This is a genomic window from Chryseobacterium sp. GW823-FHT05E08 (assembly GCF_058795655.1).
The window spans coordinates 568236-584823 of the sequence record NZ_JBXAHY010000001.1 but is presented as its reverse complement, the minus strand read 5'-3'; the positions used below and the strand labels follow the sequence as shown (position 1 = coordinate 584823).

The following is a 16588-nucleotide window of genomic DNA, read 5'->3' as shown; positions in this document are numbered from 1 at the left end:
ATTTTAAGTATAATTGTTGAGATTTCTACGAAATGACAAAGTGAGCGTATTAATTATAATTGAAAAGCAAATTAATCCTCAACATTCTTATTCTTCGCAGCTTTCATCCCAAAATAAAACATCAGAATTACAGCACAACTTAAAAAGTAAAAAGAACTTTTCCAGGAAACATCCCAATCATGTAGTTTCCCGAAAATTGGCGGGCCAAATGCAGCAATTAAATATCCTATAGATTGAGCCATCCCTGAAATTTTGATCGCATTCGCGCTGTTTTTTGTTCTTGTTGAAAAGAATAAAATGGATAAACTAAAAGACAATCCGTTGGAAATCCCGATGATAACAGCATTTACATAGATCCATTGAGATTGTAACCAGACAAACATCATCGTACTTGCAAACATTAAAGAACAAATAAAAATGATTAAAATTCTCTGATTTTTCATTTTACTCGCGATAATCGGACAACAAAAAGCAACCGGAATCATCGTAATTTGAATCACAAAAAGAACCCAACCCGTACTTTCTGCCTGCATATTAAAATCCGTCAACAACGATGGAAGCCACGTCATCAGACAATAATAAAATAAAGACTGCAGTCCCATAAAAACGCTGATACTCCAGGCTTGGGAAGATTTAAACATATTAAAATCTGAAACACTTAAAGCCGTTTTCGCCTGATCAGCATTCTTTTTATTGAATAAGATTTCAAGACTTAAAACTAAAAGTCCTAACACTGCAATCACGAGCCAGATTCCTAGAGAACCGCGCCATCCGAAACCTGTCCATTCTCCGATTCTCACGCTAAAACCTGATGCCAAGGCAGCCGTAAGATTCATTGATACTGCAAAAATTCCCGTCATTAAGCCAATCTGTTTTGGGAAATTATTTTTAATATATCCTGGAGTTACTACATTTCCGATGCAAATTCCTAAACCAATGAATATTGACCCTAAAAACAGCATCCACAGAGAACCTGTAATTCTTAGAAACAATCCAAAACTTAAAATAATTAATGAATACATCAAAAACCGACTGATACTGAATTTATGTGAAAATCGGCTTACCAAAACCGAACAAGTCGGAAACATAAACAGTGGAATAGAGGTCAGCATACTCACTTGGAAATTATCCAAACCCAAAACTTCCCGTACATCGCTCAACACCGGAGCCACAGAAATAATAGGTGATCGTAAGTTGCTTGACACTAAAATCACTATCAACACATTAATTATCAATAAAATATAAGAAGTATTTTTTCTTTTTTCAGTCTTTGTCATGATAACAGAATTATTTTGATGCAAAATTAACTTTGTCAGTTTGTTTAAATTTGCCAATATTTTAATCTAAAACGACAAAAAAAAATAGATCTTAAAAACAAAAAAAATCTCCAAGTTACCCTGGAGATTCATAATAGTTTTAATTATTTTAGAATTTGAACACGCAACCGCAAACGCTCATTTTGCCTTCTACGACTGTAGTCCATTGTCCGTTCCAAGTACCTCCGTAAGACGCACAAATTGCAGGACAAACTTCTTTTGCATCCTCAATGCTCCAGAGAGGACCAGCAAGAACGTCTAATGTATATTCGCTATCTCCTGTTGGCTGAGTGTTTAGCTCAACTTCGATAACACTCATTTCTCCCTCAACAATGGTGCTCCATTGTCCGGTAAACTTTCCTAAATGTGCCGCCGCGATACGACCTCCTAATTTTTGCGCTTCGTCATTGCTCCAAAGTGGTCCGGCAATGATGTTAATTTTGAAATTTGACATGGTGTAATGTTTTTAAGTTGTTTAACATTACAAAGTTGTCACTAAATTGAGATATAATATAGCGTAGAAAACACCATTTTTTATTTTCAGTATTTATACGCAAATCATAATGTACTAAATACTAATAGTTTACATTTAAATTTAAAACAAAAAAAGACCTCCAAAAAGGAGGTCTAAAAAAACACAAATGATGAAAAAAAATTATTTCGATCCGCAAATATAGCAAATTATATTAGGTTTCATATAAAATTTACATACTTGATTGAAATATTTATTTTATCTAGCGAAATAGATTAAAATATTTATATTATTTTCTTAATTCAAATAACATATATTGGAAAATTTAATTCATAAATAACAATCAATCAAATTATTAAAATTAACCAAAATCTATAAATCACTTAATATTGGAACTATTATTTATTGCTAAAAAAAATTAGAATATTTGAGCGCTTTCTTTGATACTGTTCATCACAAAAATGCTTTTGGTTTGCCCAATCCCTTCAATCTCCGAAAGCTGATTCACAAAAAACTCATGAAATTCGTCCATATTTGGTGCTAAAATTTTCAACATAAAATCAAACTCGCCACTAATATTGTAAAACTCAACCACTTCTTTAAGTTTGCTTACCTGTTCTATGAATTTTGTTGCAACACTTTTGTTATGGGCATTCAAAGCGATCATACAAACGACCATCATTCCTTTATTCACTTTTTTACGGTCAACAATTGCAGTATATTCTTTAATGATTCCTAGCTTTTCCATACGTTTGATGCGTTCATGCGTTGGGGTTGGGCTCAGGTTAATTCTTGCCGAAATATCTCTGATGCTTAATTTCGCATCCTTCTGCAATAAACGCAGTATAGAAAGGTCTTTCTCGTCGACTGAATAATTTTCGCTTGCCATTTGTTCTATTTTAAAGGTTTAAAATTCAATTAAAAGCACATTTGTTCTTTATTAATCAATTAAACTAATATTTGTTCCAAATTTAAAACATAATTTTTAAAAATGTTCTAATAATAGTAATTTTGCCAGAAATTTTGAAGATCATGCCAACAAGAAAAAACCTGATATTAATTTTAGCTTCGATAGGAACTTTTGTGGAAGCCCTTGATATTGCTATCATTAACCTTACAATTCCTTCCATTCAGGAGCAGTTTGGCATTGGAGCTGATACTGTTCAGTGGTTGCAGACTTTATATGTTCTGTTTTTTGGTGGATTTTTAATCATTGGCGGAAAATTATCCGATCAAATCGGACGAAAAAAAATATTCCTTATTGGCGGACTGATTTTTATGTTGACATCTTTAGGCGCCGGACTTTCAACCAATTTCCAGGTTTTAGCCATATTTCGTGCTTTGCAAGGATTGGGAGCTGCATTTATCATGCCTTCAGCCTTGTCTATTGTTACGAATACTTTCAGGGAAAATCAGGAAAGAAACCGTGCATTAGGCGTTTTCAGTTCATTTGCAGCGATCGGATCGGGGAGTGGATTGTCCATTGGAGGTATCATCAGCACTTATATGAGCTGGCATTGGGTTTTCCTTATTAATGTTCCGATTCTTTTGGTGACTCTTGTTCTTTCGTATCAATATCTACCTAAGGATGAAAAGAATACAAACGTTCAAAAAACAGATGCCATATCTGGGATTCTCCTTGTTTTGGGACTTTTAACGTTAACTTACGGAACCCACGAATTATTCCATATCAAAGAACAGCCGATTCAGGTTATTGGCTCTTTAGCCATCTCATTTGCTATTTTGGGAGTTGTATTTTATCGTTTAAAAACAGTTGCACAGCCTTTAATTGATCTACAATTATTCAAACACAGATCTTTGGTGATTTCAAATATTACGTTTTTTGCTTTAGGAGCTTTTTTCATTTCATTTTTATTTCTGATTTCCCTAATGTTGCAGAAAGATATGAATCACAGTGCTGCTTCAGCGGGATTAATGTTGGTTCCGTTTAGTTTGATGTCTGCTTTGATTTCTAAATTTGTTCTGCCTCATATTTCAAAAAAACTGAATCCTTCTCAAATGGGAATTTTCGGATGGAGTTTTATGTTTATAGGAGCCTTATCTTTATTTATATCCGTTTATATTGGTCATCCGTTAACAAGTGTTTTAATCGGTGCCGCGTGTATTTCAGGAATCGGGATGACATTTTGCTTTACAAGTTTATCGATTTTAGGAATTCAGGATGTAGAATCTTCAGATTATGGAGTTGCTTCCAGTTTAACAAGTACGAGCTATTTTTTGGGTGCAGGAATAGGTTTATCATTTATGAGTTTAATGAGCCAAATCTTCCCATCAAAATGGGCGGTTGGAAATTTAAGTTTGGGAATTTTAACAGCTTATGCGGTTTGCGCTATCGGAATATTAACTTATTTAGTCGTAAAAGAAGTGAAAACTAAGAAAGCAGAAATGGCGATATCTTAATATATAACATTTAAATTTACTATTCAAAAACTAAGAAAATGATAAAACGACTCACCGTATTCTGCGGATCAAGTTTCGGAACTGATAAGATCTATGAAGAGCAGGCTTATGAATTGGGTAAACAATTAGCTGCCCAAAAAATCGGATTGGTGTATGGCGGTGCCATCACAGGTTTAATGGGAACCGTAGCGAATGGAGTAATGGAAAATAACGGAGAAGCTATTGGTGTTTTACCGCATTTTTTACAAGGAAAAGAAATTGCTCACAACCATCTTACCAAACTGATCTTAGTCGAGACAATGCACGAACGAAAAACCAAAATGAATGAACTTTCAGACGGCGTTATCGTTTTACCTGGCGGTTACGGAACATTGGAAGAGTTTTTTGAAATGATCACTTGGGCTCAATTGGGATTGCATCAGAAACCAATCGCTATTTTAAATATCAATGGATTTTATGATGATTTATTACAAATGATTCAAACGATGGTCGACAAAGGTTTCCTGAAAGAAATCAATCAAAAAATGCTGATCGTAGATGGAAATATTGAATCTCTTTTAAATAAAATAAAAAATTACGAAGTTCCAAAAGTTGATAAATGGATCTCGAAAGATAAAGTATAAATAAAAAAATAGGATGGGTAGTAATACGCATCCTATTTTATTTTTGCTGATAAATCAGCTAAGATTTATAATTTTTTTGTTTCATTAAAAGTATCAAAAAAGCCAACAAACAGCTCACCGCACCAAATATATAAATGGATTGATAGCTAAACCAGCCCGCAATAATCCCTGCAATTGGTCCGGCTAATCCCAATGAAAGATCAAAAAAAGCAGCATACGCTCCCAAAGCTGTACCTCTCATCTGTGGCGTAACTTTTTTGATTGCCAATACTCCCAACGCAGGAAATACTAACGAAAATCCGATTCCTGTAAGCGCACAACCAACAATTGCCATCCAGCCTGAAGTAGAAAATCCGATGCAAAGTTGCCCGATAATCTCAATTACAAAGGATACTAGAGCCACTTTATAACCTCCATATTTATCCGGAAATGAAGAGAAAAATAGACGGGTGAGGACATAAAATCCGCCAAAGCAAATAAACCCTAAGGAAGCGTCGCCCCAATTTCTTTCTGCAAATAATAAAGCAATAAAAGACGCTATACAAGCAAATCCCATGGATGAAAAAGCTAACGCTAACCCTTGATCTGAAACCTGTCCAATTACTTTATAAAAAGGTGTTCGGATATGAGAAGCATCCACTGCAAGTGTAGGAAGTTTAGCTGTTGACAACCAACTTATAAAAGATAAAATGATGATTAAAATAAAAGGAACCATAATTCCAAATCTATTTCCCAACCATATACTTAAAGGTGCGCCGATGGCAATTCCGGCATACATTGCAATTCCGTTCCAAGTCATTACTTTTCCGGAATTTTGAGGGCCAAGCAAACCAATTCCCCAGGTTAATGAACCCGTGACCAACATACTTTCAGATATTCCGTGGATGATTCTTGAGATTAGAATTAATCCGATCGCTAAAAGAGGAATATTTACAAAATAACTTCCTAAAATATATAATATTCCGGTAAGCAAAACCATAATCACACCCCGATGATTGCTGATTTTTGCACCCAAAGTATCTGTAATTTTTCCGGCATAGGCACGCGTGAGTAAAGTAGCTAAAGATTGAAGTCCGATCACAGCTCCTATGGCAAGGCTTCCTAATTTTAAATCATTTTTTATAAATGAAGGCAAAACTCCCAAAGCAATACCAATAGTAAGATAAACCGCAAATACGGAAATTACAATCGGAGTAAGCACTTTTACTAATTGTGTTTTTTGTTCTTGTTGAATACTGTCGTCCATATTTTGAGCGACTACTTTTGTATTTTTCATTGTCATATCGTAATGTTTTATTTTAAATAATTACGATACAAAAGTAGATCGGCAAGCTATAATAGACGATAGCTATTCAAAGGTTATAGTTGGACAAATAATGGTTTTTGTTCACGGAATTTAGAAGCTGTCAATCCTGCATTTTTCTTAAAAAATCTTGAAAAATAAGTATGATCTTCATATCCGAGCTGAAACGCAATTTGCTTAATATCCAGATCTGTGTAATATAAAAGACGCTGAGCTTCAATGATTATTTCCTGATGAATCCAGTGGCTGGCGGAAAATCCGGTGATCTCTTTTACGATTTCGTTTAAATATAATGGGGTGATATTCAATAAAGAAGCATATTCTTTTACAAGTTTCAATTCTTTATAATGTGTCTGTACCAATTGTTTGAATTGAATCACGGTTTTATACTTTGTTCCGCCGATCAAGCCTTCAGAATTCTGTGTTTGGATTAATTCTTTCACCATCATTCCCATTAAACTATCTGTTAATGAACCAATAAGCATATTTTGAAACGGAGCAGTCTCACTTTTAATTATAGATTCAAAAACAGGAATAAACGAAAAAATATCGTTATTTTCTACTATCGAAGCAATCTGATGAGAATTTTGACAGGCATTAAAAACTTCAAGATAAACCTTGGGAATCAATGCTGTTTCCACAAAAACAAACCAACCTTCACAATCTTTATACTCTAAATAGCGATGAACCTGGCCTGTCGCAATATAGCAAATCGAAGGTCCGAACAATACAACTTCACGAAAATCCAACTCCCAGATAAAATTCCCTTTTTTCTGGATAATAAACATAAAATGATCATCACGATGCGGGGTCTGCCACATATCGCAAAGTCCGTCAATCGGACTAATCTCAATCCCGATTGTTGTGAGTTCGTCTTTATGAAGTGCTATCTCGGTTCTTGCCATTAAAGAAATATTGAAAATGTAAATTTAATGATAATGTTAACTCATTGCCCAGAAAATTTTAGTTCAAAATATTAAAAATCATATTAAATTTCTGATGATTTTGTTTTTAGTCTAAGTCAAAATTTAAATATTTTTTTCTTAAAACTAAGTTTTATTAATTGAAATGTTTTTTCTCAAATTGGGAATTACCACTCACGTTATTTTTCATGTCATTCACGACATTTATTTGCCAGAGCCCTGATTAATAGCAAACTTTGTCTCAGAAAACAAAAACTAATAACCATGGAAACAAAAACTAAATTTTTCCAACCTTCCAAAATTTTCACCAATATACGGGAGAAATTAAATGACGAACCTGTATTTTCTGAGATTGAAAATAAGATTGATTTTAATAACAAAAAAGATTTTATTACAAGCCTAGTAGATAATACTTCTTTGAATAAGAAAGATGATTTATACAAACTACTCAACAGGGAACTTTCTCAAAAGAGCATAGCAGAAGATCATGAAAAAGCATATTCAATAGCAGAAGCTATTATTCTATTACAAGGCAGACCTGTTTTATCAATTATCGATGATGTATTTGAAGAATCCGACAGTAATGAATGGAGAAATCGACTTGCAAATTTAAGAGATCATTTTACGAGCATCAGTAAAGCTGTAGGAAGGATTGAGTTAGTAGATCATCCGTCATTTTCATGGGTAGGAACAGGTTGGATGTATGGAGATAACTTTCTTATCACCAACAGACATGTTGCCCGTGAATTTGTTTATAAAAAACAAGATGGTAAACTCTCATTCAAGTCATTTGATAATCCTGTAAAATCCTATATTGATTTTAAAGAAGAGAGCTTAATTCCCACTAGTTTTGAATTTAGGATCTCGGAAATAGTATATGTTTCAGAAGAGTATGAAGCAGATATTGCAATTTTCAAGGTAAGATATACTAATGAAGATGGTGAAAATCTACCTACAGAAAGACTACAGTTATATGATGGAAATTATAATTTTAGCGATGAAAACAATTATGTGGGAGCAATAGGATATCCTGCCTATGATAGCAGAATTCCTGACGCAAATTTAATGAACAGCATATTCAAAGGAATTTATAATAAAAAGAGATTTTCACCTGGTAAAATTAATAGCTTTAATGATAACCAATATCTGCATGACTGCGCTACTTTAGGAGGAAATTCCGGATCTCCGATTATTGATACCAATACAGGAAAGGTAGTGGGGTTGCATTTCGGAGGAAGTTTTAAAGAAACCAATTATTCAGTAAGTTATAATCATTTAAGAGAAATTTTCAATCAAGTAGGAATTTAAAAAATTATAGCTATGCCACGTCAAATTATAACAAATAGCAAACCTTCAAATTATGAAAATGAAGGAGTTGGAGAACAGAATAACAAAGAAAATGACAAATATCTGGATGTTATTGTAAAACTGATACCTGTAGAAATAATCTCAGCCTATCTTACCCTTGTGAATATCCTCAAAGGAGTAGAACATGACTTCAATTTCTACCTGAATATAATATTTTTAATATCATTAATGATCCTCACTTATCTGTACCTAAAATTTATTGGTAAGGTAAATTCCCAAAAACAACTAATCGTATCAACAATAGGATTTCTTATATGGGCACTGGCGATTTACGCTCCGGTAGAAGATATTTATGGATATCCTATTAGTTTATTCATGTCTGTGGTCGTAGTATTTTTCACATTACTACTTCCCCTTTTGTTTCTAAATGAGCCTAAAACTCAATTATCCTAGTAAAATTAATAAACACTTAAAAAAAATGCCATGAAAACAAAAATTTTAACCTCATTGTTAATCATCATATTCAGTATGATGTACTCACAAGATAGTTTACACTATTTAACCTATGATTTTGCTAAATCGGAGTATAAAACTATAGCAAAAGAAATAAAAAATAATGAATTAACCACAAATAAACCCAAAAAGCAATCTAATAGTAGTAATAGTAATAAAGAGTTAAAAAACAATACTGAATATTTTATTCAAATTACAAATATCAACCCATTTTATTATAAAGTTTCTTTTAAGGTAAAGCAAAGAGATAAAGTAAAAGAAGCGTTTGAATTTTTAATAGGAGCAATAACAGGTAATACAAAAAAAGAACCTGTGGATAAAGAATCTCTACGACCCGACATAGGTTTTGAAAAATTATATGATGATGCATTGCTTATTGAAGCATCATTAAAAAATTCTTTCATATTAGAAAAAACAAAAAATGATATTAATGAATTTGAGGAAAATAATTTTCTATTGGAAAGCTATCTGAAATACAAGCAAGATTTAGCAAAAAATACAAGCACAGAAACAAAAAAAGAATTTGACGAAGAAAACGTAAAAAAATTAAATTCATTAATGAATGAAGCTTACAATTTTATTGTTGTACAGGAATCAATTCTTACGTTAGGAAAATTTAAAACTGATGGGACCGATTATACATTTGAGCTTACGTTTACTCCACCAACAGATAATATAAACAATCAATCAGCTATAACAGATATTTCGAAATTCACATCAAAAGGTAACATGAAAGTCCATTTCAGCGGAGGTCTTATGATGGCAAATCCTTTAAACAGTGAATATTATGTATCCGAAAAAAATGCCAATGACAAATATACTATAAATGAAGAAAATAGAGGAGATTTGACATTAGGAGTCATGACTCTAGCACACTTCATGTTTGACACTGATAAGAGAAATGGACAATATAAAATAGGTCCAAGTGTAGGCGCAGGGATTGATTTAGATAAACAATTGCGATTTTTATTAGGCGGAAGTTTTATGCTCAACAATATATTTTTAAGTGTAGGATATAATTGGGCTTACAAGAATGTACTTTCAGACAAATTTCAACATAATGTGGAATATTTGGAACAACCAGAAATTAGCCATAAAAAAGTTTTAAAAGGAGGAGTCTGGTTTGGAATAAGCTATAGAATTGACTAAATATTTTCTAAATTTAAAGTAAATTTATTTCATTAAAAACACCATGGAAACAAATAGATTAATCATTAAATTTAAGAACCAGCATGACATTCCAAATTCAGGCATAAAATCAAATCATGAAAATGTTTTTTCCAATACAGTTTCAAGTGATTTTCCGAACATTGGATTAAAGCCTCTATATTCGAAAAAATATGCCATCGGTGAATATCTGCAAGTAATGGACCTTCCAAAATATAAGTCATTTAGCATCGGAAATGAATTTTATTCAGATGAACTATTTTCTAGTTTCGATACATATGAACAGGAAAAATCTAAGGTATTTATTCTGGAAGCAAAAAATAAAGGAGAACTAGATCGTTTATATCATAAAATTAAGGATAGTGATATTTTAGAATATGTAGAATATGACACTCAGATTAATTTCCCTGAAATCGATGATGCTACACTCCCGTTAGATCCAGATAAGGAACCTAATGAAGAGGCTTTACAAAAAATAAATGCGATTAATTGTTGGGATATTTCAACAGGAAAAGGAATTAATATTGCAGTTCTGGATTCTGGAATTAACTTTAAAAATGAAGATTTAAAAGATCAATTATGGACGGATCAGAACGGTAATTTCGGAAGACATTTTTATGAAAACCAAAGCGAAAGTTTCGATATTACAGATTCTATAGGTCATGGAACAAAAGTATCCGGTATTATTGGAGCAAAAACTAATAATGAAATAGGCACTAATGGTATTGCTTCTGGTTCAAAAATAATAACGATTAAGCTATCCAGTGACAGTGACAATTATTTTGAAAACAGCGCACTTTGCAGAGCTATTGATTATGCAATACAACAGAAAGCTAAAATAATCAGTATAAGCTGGACAAGCAATATGTCTATAGAGTACAACAAGCATGCAACAGAAATGCTCAATAGTGCAATCAATAAAGGAATTATCATTGTCTGCTGTACAAATGATACGAACAGTGATGTTAAAGAGCATTTTCCTGCCAATATGAAGGAAGTGATAACTGTAGGAACGATTTCTCGAGACAATAGTTTATGTGGAAGCTATGGAGAAGGGATAGATATTTTTGCAGCAGCAGAAGATTGGTCTTCATTTGATTATATTACAAACGGTGTAAAATCACTTTCTAAAGCTACATCATGGGGACCACCGCAAGTATGCTCATTAATAGCAATGATGTTGGAAATAAATCCTAATCTAAGTCAGAATGAGGTTTTAACCTATATTCAGGAGAATGCTAAAATAATTAATACTGAAGGTAAAACACTATACTCAATAAAATTAATTGATGTCTTAAAAACATTAGAATTTGTAAAAAATTTAAAAACTAACCTTAAACTTAAAAACCATGGAAAACAACAATTTGGGAACGAATTCCCTTACAGAAGAAAATCTTTATATTAATACATATGAAGCACCAGAAGGGATATTAGAACTTAGTAAGCAGATTCACCTGAGCCTTTCGGGAACAAAACTTACAGGAACATTACAGGCATTTGTAGATGATAATTCATTTAAAACCTCAAAAATAATTCCTCTCTGCATTACAGATGACAGAGGTAGAATCAAGCAAGGATTAATTCATGTTTTTTCAAATCCTCAAAATGATTTGGTGAAAGATCTAAGTGTAATACTAAGTGTTAAAATAGATGAAAATGTTTCCGGATGGGAACTATCTCAGAAAAGAGCGCAATTGTTTAATTTAAATGATGATGGAACAGATCTAAACAGTATAATTTCAAAACTGGAAAAGATATTAAAAAAAATGCCTGATTATCAAAACTATCCTTATCAAGTACTTGGAAGTTTATTAAGTATGAATGAAGATGAACTAGATAAACATGATTTTTCTGTTAAGCCAGTAGTAGATTTTCACGATCCAAAACAACACGGCGGAGTTATTCTTATGTTTTAAAATAAATTATCATGAGATGCACTGTTTTACTTTTCGTTCTAATTTTTTCTTTTATTAGTTGTAATAAAGAAGAGAAAATATCTATTCACAAAAAGTTCATTCCTTTTTCAACGTATGATCCTTTAGAAAAAATTCCTGTTTTAAAAAAAGAAATTACTACAGAACTAAATAATACTAAAAAAGCGCGTTACTACTTTGAATTGGGAAAAGAGTTTCATAAACTGAATTTAGAAGACAGTGCATTTCATTATTATAAGATCTCAAAAAAAATATTCGAACAGATCAATAATAATTATCAATATGATGTTGGTTATTACATGCACAGAATCCTGGAATCGAAAAACGGAGCTGTGATTGATACATCAAGAATATATTTAAAAAGCTTCTTTAATTATGCTAAAATCAGTAATTCCAATATAAGACTTTCTTTAGCTTATAAAGAATTTGGAGACTTGGATATCCTTGCTGGAAATGCCATTAAGGCAAAGGATAATTATAAAAAAGCTTTACAATATGCCAAGAAGTCGGACAGTTTAGAATTATTTGCATTAATTGCCAGCAATTATGGTTATGCTACAGGAAATAGCGATTCTCTGCAATATTATTATCATAAATCTTTAAGGTTATCTAATCAACTGAATTACAAGGAAGGTATTTTTAAGGTTAATAATAATCTGGGACAATTTTTTAAATCTCAAAATGATATTGACAGTTCATTATACTATTATAAAAAAGCTGAAAATATAAAATTGAATAGCTTTTCACAGGTTCAGTACAGTATTTTATATTCAAATATTAAAGATTTATATAAAATCAAAAAGAATAATGATTTGTATACAAAATATTCAATTAAGTATGATTCTATAGAGAATTTGATCAAAGAAAATCAGCAGATAGGAAATATTGCAGGTGTTGAAATCAATTCTAATAAAGAAGAAATCTCCTCTCTAAAAAAAATAGCAATGAATTACCAGGAAAATAAAATACTGTATTTCGTTTTGATAGGAATTGTTTTTCTTATCGCTATGTATTCTTTTGTTCGATGGAAAAGGGTAGACTACAGGAAGAAAAAAGTGGATCAGGAAAAAGAGTCTCTGCAGATAGAGCATACACAGACCATTCAGGAGCTTGAAAAAGTGAAACAATTGGTCATAGAAGATCATATTGTGTTGAAAAACAGAACAAAGATCTACCTCAAAGAACTTTTATATATAAAGGCGGAAGATCATTATTTACAGCTTTATACATCCAAAAAGAAAGAATTTGTAAGAGGAAAAATTTCTGAAATTATTAAAGAATTACCACCTAATTTCACTCAGGTTCACAGGTCTTTTATTGTCAATAAAAATTCGATTGTTTCTAATAATGGAACCTCCGTTTTTCTGGAAGGGAAAATAGAAATTCCATTGTCCAGAAATTTTAAAAAGAATATTGAGTAATTTATACCAAACTTTTCCCCTAATCTAAAGCCTCCTGAATCGGAGGCTTTTTTATCCTTTATAAAATCAATTCCATTTGAATATTACATCGTTTATAAGGTGTGGCATGTCCAGCAACTTTTTCAAAACCTAACTTATAATACAGGTTAATTGCCGGTTTAAGAATCGTATTACTTTCAAGATAAAGCTTTGAAGCACCTAATTCTCTGGCTGAATCCACAACTTTCTGTCCCAAGAGCCAACCTATGCTTTTTCCTTGTGCTTTGGGTGATACGGCCATTTTTGCCATTTCGAAATCGTAATTTCCATCATTCATTTTAATAAGTGCACAGACTCCTAAAGGTTCATCATTGTACAAAGCGACGAAAATTTTTCCGCCTTTGTCTAGAATATATTCTTTCGGATTATCTAATGCTTTGTAATCTGCTTCCTCCATTTCAAAATAAGTGGAAATCCATTCTTCATTCAAAGCCCGGAAAGCTTCCTGATATTTTGGTTGATATTCTACAATTTGCACATTTTTACTTTCTCTACTTTTTTTGTGGTCTAAAACACGCTTAAAAAGAGACTTTTTCTCTAAAAGAAATTCCCATTCGGCAATTGCTTCCCAGAGATTATGTGAAGCTTCCGCTGTCATACTTTCAATTGCGTTTTCTATATCTGCACACTGAATTTCTAATGTTTTGGAAACTTCAATTCCCTTTTTAGTCAATCCTACAACATTTCTTCTTTTATCATCCGATTGTAAGTTTGAATGAACTAAATCTGCTGTAGTCATTTCTTTAATAATCTTCGTGACAGACGGTTGAGAATGACCAATTTCTTCAGCAATTTCGGTGATTGTTTTTCCACCATTTTCCATTAAAATAAAAAATACGGGAAACCATTTTGGAGAAAATTCTATATTATATAATTCATAGATCTTGGCAGCATCTTCGGTTACTTTTCCTGTCAACAATCTTAATCTGCTTCCGATCGCCATTTTTCCTGTTTTGTTATAAAAATCCATATTGTTTTATTTTTTAATTGAGATAAATGTGAGTTTCTAATTCATTTAAATAATTAATTACATAATCAGTTATGCAAATATATGAAATAATTTTAATTTCAAAATTTTTCTACAAAAAAAGATGCTCATCAGTGACGAACATCTTTTTATAATTTAAGATTAATTATTGAAATTTTTAATCGAGCGGTTTTCTGCCCGAAATAATATTATAAAGAATTACAACAATGGCAATTACTAATAACACATGAATTAAATAACCTGTACTAATTCCTGGTACAATGCCCAACATTCCCAATAGCCATACAATAATACAAATGACTGCTACTAACCATAATAAACTTTTCATAATAGTAATTTTTTAAGTGATTTGATTAAATACTAGCATATACTGTGCCTTTTTATTAAATATTTATATATTTTTTTCTCAATAAACACATAAATAACGAGTTAGATTTTAAATTTAAAACCGATTGTTACTTTATTATTCATCAGTTGATTTCAAAGCCCAGCCAATCAATGGAGCTTGCATAAAAAGCCTCCCCAATCTTCGGTTATCTGTATTTAACCCAAAAGAATCTTTTCTGTTTTGATATTGAGCAATATTTCCGGGAAGAACTGCAGCAAAGAAGGTGGCGACAACTTTTCCCATTGTTTTTCTATACTTTTTAGGAGTTGCAATGACTGCTGTACCTAAAAGTATTTCAGCAATTCCAGAATAAACAACCGTATCATCTTTCTTTAAAGGAACCCAATCCGGAACCTGAGCCTGAAATTCCTTTCTTGCAAAGGTAAGATGACCAATTCCTGCAGTAATTAAAAATGCTCCAAGAGCAATTCTTGATATTTCTTTCGTTTCCATATTTTATATTTTAGTGATTTTTAGGTTTGAAAAAGTTTGAGAAATCAATAGATCTAATCTCACCATCAAATACTTTCAATAATAAGACCAAAAGAAGCTGATCATTAATTATTTAAATCAAAATTTAATTTTAAAAGAATTATATCAACTCATTTTTCTCAATCACTTTATAAAAGGTCTGCACGATGTTTGCATAAAATGAAGAATCAAACACTTTAAATAATAAAATATGAAAACAGAGGTTCTAACAGAAAAACACAGGCTCGGATTAGGTGGAGTAGCAATAGGAACAGCTTTTGAAAATATTTCTGATGAAGAAGCAAACAGCATTTTACAGGAAGCATGGGATTTGGGAATAAGATATTATGATACTTCTCCTTGGTACGGGCTTACAAAAAGCGAAAGAAGATTTGGTAATTTTCTCCAAAATAAAGACAAAAATGATTTTGTTTTTTCAACCAAAGTGGGAAGACTTTTTACAGAAGTTCCGGAATCTGAAGTTCCACCAACCATGTGGAAAAAGCCCTTAAATTATGATTTTAAACACGATTACACCGCAGACGGAATAAAAAGATCAATCGATGAAAGCTTACGAAGAACAGGTTTAAGTCATATTGATATTGTTTATGTTCATGACTTATCTGAAGATCAGGTAGGAGACAGATATCCTTATTTTTTGGAACAGGCAAAAAAAGGAGCTTTTAAAGTTCTTTCAGAATTGAGAGATCAAGGTGTAATAAAAGCCTGGGGAATGGGCGTCAATAAGATCGAACCTATTTTAGATTGTATTGAATTTGCCGATCCAAATATTTGTCTTTCTGCAACACAATATTCAATTTTAGAGCATGAAGATGCAGTTGACAGGTTGCTTCCTGCCGTAAAAAAAGCCGGAGTGAAACTGGTTTCAGGAGCAGGTTATAATTCTGGTTTTATAGCCGGAAGAGAACGCTACAATTACAAAGATGTGATCCCAAAAGGAATGACAGAAAAACGTGACCGAATAAATGAAATCGCAAAGAAATATGACATCAATATCATCGATGCAGCGCTTCATTTTGTGTTGGCAGCTGATGAATTTGCAGCGATAATTCCCGGAGCAAGCAAACCGCAACAAGTTCAGGATAATGTAAATGCTCTCCAAAAAGTTATTCCTACCGATTTTTGGAATGAATTGAAAACGGAAGGATTAATTTATGAAAAAGCACAAGTTCCAAAAGTATAATAGTTGAAAAATCGCAAAGGCGCAAAGTCAAAATTAAAGTTATGTTTTTAAGGCGCAAAGATTTTATCTACAATAAAATTTATCACATTTCAAGTTC

At 32.1% G+C, this 16588-nt stretch carries 17 protein-coding genes; 9 read left to right on the top strand and 8 right to left on the bottom strand.

Annotation, left to right across the window (positions count from 1 at the left end; genetic code table 11):
- Positions 1–71 precede the first annotated feature (71 nt).
- The 3 genes from AC1Q7L_RS02760 to AC1Q7L_RS02750 form a co-directional block, all read right to left on the bottom strand.
- Positions 72–1277: a CynX/NimT family MFS transporter gene (locus tag AC1Q7L_RS02760; RefSeq protein ID WP_492305526.1), complete on the bottom strand. Its 1206-nt coding sequence runs from the start codon at positions 1275–1277 to the stop codon at positions 72–74.
- A gap of 148 nt (positions 1278–1425) precedes the next feature.
- Complete coding sequence (locus AC1Q7L_RS02755) at positions 1426–1770, bottom strand: mannan-binding protein (RefSeq protein ID WP_410690571.1); 345 nt, start codon at positions 1768–1770, stop codon at positions 1426–1428.
- A gap of 436 nt (positions 1771–2206) precedes the next feature.
- Entirely contained in the window at positions 2207–2677 is a 471-nt protein-coding gene (locus tag AC1Q7L_RS02750; protein WP_492305527.1) for an Lrp/AsnC family transcriptional regulator, read from the bottom strand.
- Positions 2678–2820: 143 nt separating this feature from the next.
- Here AC1Q7L_RS02750 and AC1Q7L_RS02745 point away from each other — a divergent pair, with 143 nt between their 5' ends.
- Together AC1Q7L_RS02745 and AC1Q7L_RS02740 are read left to right on the top strand one after the other, a co-directional pair.
- Positions 2821–4209: an MFS transporter gene (locus AC1Q7L_RS02745; RefSeq protein ID WP_492305528.1), complete on the top strand. Its 1389-nt coding sequence runs from the start codon at positions 2821–2823 to the stop codon at positions 4207–4209.
- A 38-nt stretch (positions 4210–4247) separates the two neighbouring features.
- Complete coding sequence (locus AC1Q7L_RS02740; protein ID WP_492305529.1) at positions 4248–4832, top strand: LOG family protein; 585 nt, start codon at positions 4248–4250, stop codon at positions 4830–4832.
- A gap of 58 nt (positions 4833–4890) precedes the next feature.
- On the opposite strand, the gene AC1Q7L_RS02735 is transcribed toward AC1Q7L_RS02740, so the two are convergent.
- The gene (locus AC1Q7L_RS02735) at positions 4891–6108 is read right to left on the bottom strand and encodes an MFS transporter (RefSeq protein ID WP_492305530.1); all 1218 of its coding nucleotides are present in this window, start codon (positions 6106–6108) and stop codon (positions 4891–4893) included.
- Between the two features lie 83 nt (positions 6109–6191).
- Positions 6192–7040: a helix-turn-helix domain-containing protein gene (locus AC1Q7L_RS02730; RefSeq protein WP_492305531.1), complete on the bottom strand. Its 849-nt coding sequence runs from the start codon at positions 7038–7040 to the stop codon at positions 6192–6194.
- Between the two features lie 282 nt (positions 7041–7322).
- On the opposite strand from AC1Q7L_RS02730, the gene AC1Q7L_RS02725 reads away from it, so the two are divergent.
- The 6 genes from AC1Q7L_RS02725 to AC1Q7L_RS02700 are packed head-to-tail and all read left to right on the top strand — an operon-like array spanning position 7323 to position 13401.
- The gene (locus AC1Q7L_RS02725; RefSeq protein ID WP_492305532.1) at positions 7323–8366 is read left to right on the top strand and encodes a trypsin-like serine peptidase; all 1044 of its coding nucleotides are present in this window, start codon (positions 7323–7325) and stop codon (positions 8364–8366) included.
- Between the two features lie 12 nt (positions 8367–8378).
- On the top strand, positions 8379–8819 hold the full coding sequence (locus tag AC1Q7L_RS02720) for a hypothetical protein (RefSeq protein WP_492305533.1): 441 nt from the start codon (positions 8379–8381) through the stop codon (positions 8817–8819).
- 30 nt (positions 8820–8849) lie between these two features.
- Complete coding sequence (locus AC1Q7L_RS02715; RefSeq protein ID WP_492305534.1) at positions 8850–10028, top strand: hypothetical protein; 1179 nt, start codon at positions 8850–8852, stop codon at positions 10026–10028.
- Positions 10029–10071: 43 nt separating this feature from the next.
- Positions 10072–11451 (top strand): S8 family peptidase, encoded by a 1380-nt coding sequence (locus AC1Q7L_RS02710; protein ID WP_492305535.1) that lies wholly within the window; start codon positions 10072–10074, stop codon positions 11449–11451.
- Positions 11396–11962 carry a hypothetical protein gene (locus AC1Q7L_RS02705; protein ID WP_492305536.1) on the top strand — a complete coding sequence of 189 codons (567 nt, stop codon included), beginning with the start codon at positions 11396–11398 and terminating at the stop codon, positions 11960–11962. Before AC1Q7L_RS02710 ends, AC1Q7L_RS02705 begins: the two co-directional genes overlap by 56 nt.
- Before the next feature lie 11 nt (positions 11963–11973).
- Positions 11974–13401 (top strand): LytTR family transcriptional regulator DNA-binding domain-containing protein, encoded by a 1428-nt coding sequence (locus AC1Q7L_RS02700; RefSeq protein WP_492305537.1) that lies wholly within the window; start codon positions 11974–11976, stop codon positions 13399–13401.
- A gap of 58 nt (positions 13402–13459) precedes the next feature.
- Here the strand turns inward: AC1Q7L_RS02700 and AC1Q7L_RS02695 are convergent, their stop codons facing one another.
- The 3 genes from AC1Q7L_RS02695 to AC1Q7L_RS02685 all read right to left on the bottom strand — a co-directional run bounded on the left by AC1Q7L_RS02695 (position 13460) and on the right by AC1Q7L_RS02685 (position 15269).
- Positions 13460–14410: a bifunctional helix-turn-helix transcriptional regulator/GNAT family N-acetyltransferase gene (locus tag AC1Q7L_RS02695; RefSeq protein WP_492305538.1), complete on the bottom strand. Its 951-nt coding sequence runs from the start codon at positions 14408–14410 to the stop codon at positions 13460–13462.
- A gap of 175 nt (positions 14411–14585) precedes the next feature.
- Positions 14586–14756, bottom strand: coding sequence for a lmo0937 family membrane protein (locus AC1Q7L_RS02690; RefSeq protein WP_123984526.1), 171 nt, complete (start codon positions 14754–14756; stop codon positions 14586–14588).
- A gap of 135 nt (positions 14757–14891) precedes the next feature.
- Positions 14892–15269 (bottom strand): DoxX family protein, encoded by a 378-nt coding sequence (locus AC1Q7L_RS02685; RefSeq protein WP_492305539.1) that lies wholly within the window; start codon positions 15267–15269, stop codon positions 14892–14894.
- Positions 15270–15498: 229 nt separating this feature from the next.
- Here AC1Q7L_RS02685 and AC1Q7L_RS02680 point away from each other — a divergent pair, with 229 nt between their 5' ends.
- On the top strand, positions 15499–16491 hold the full coding sequence (locus tag AC1Q7L_RS02680; protein WP_492305540.1) for an aldo/keto reductase: 993 nt from the start codon (positions 15499–15501) through the stop codon (positions 16489–16491).
- Positions 16492–16588: the final 97 nt, after the last annotated feature.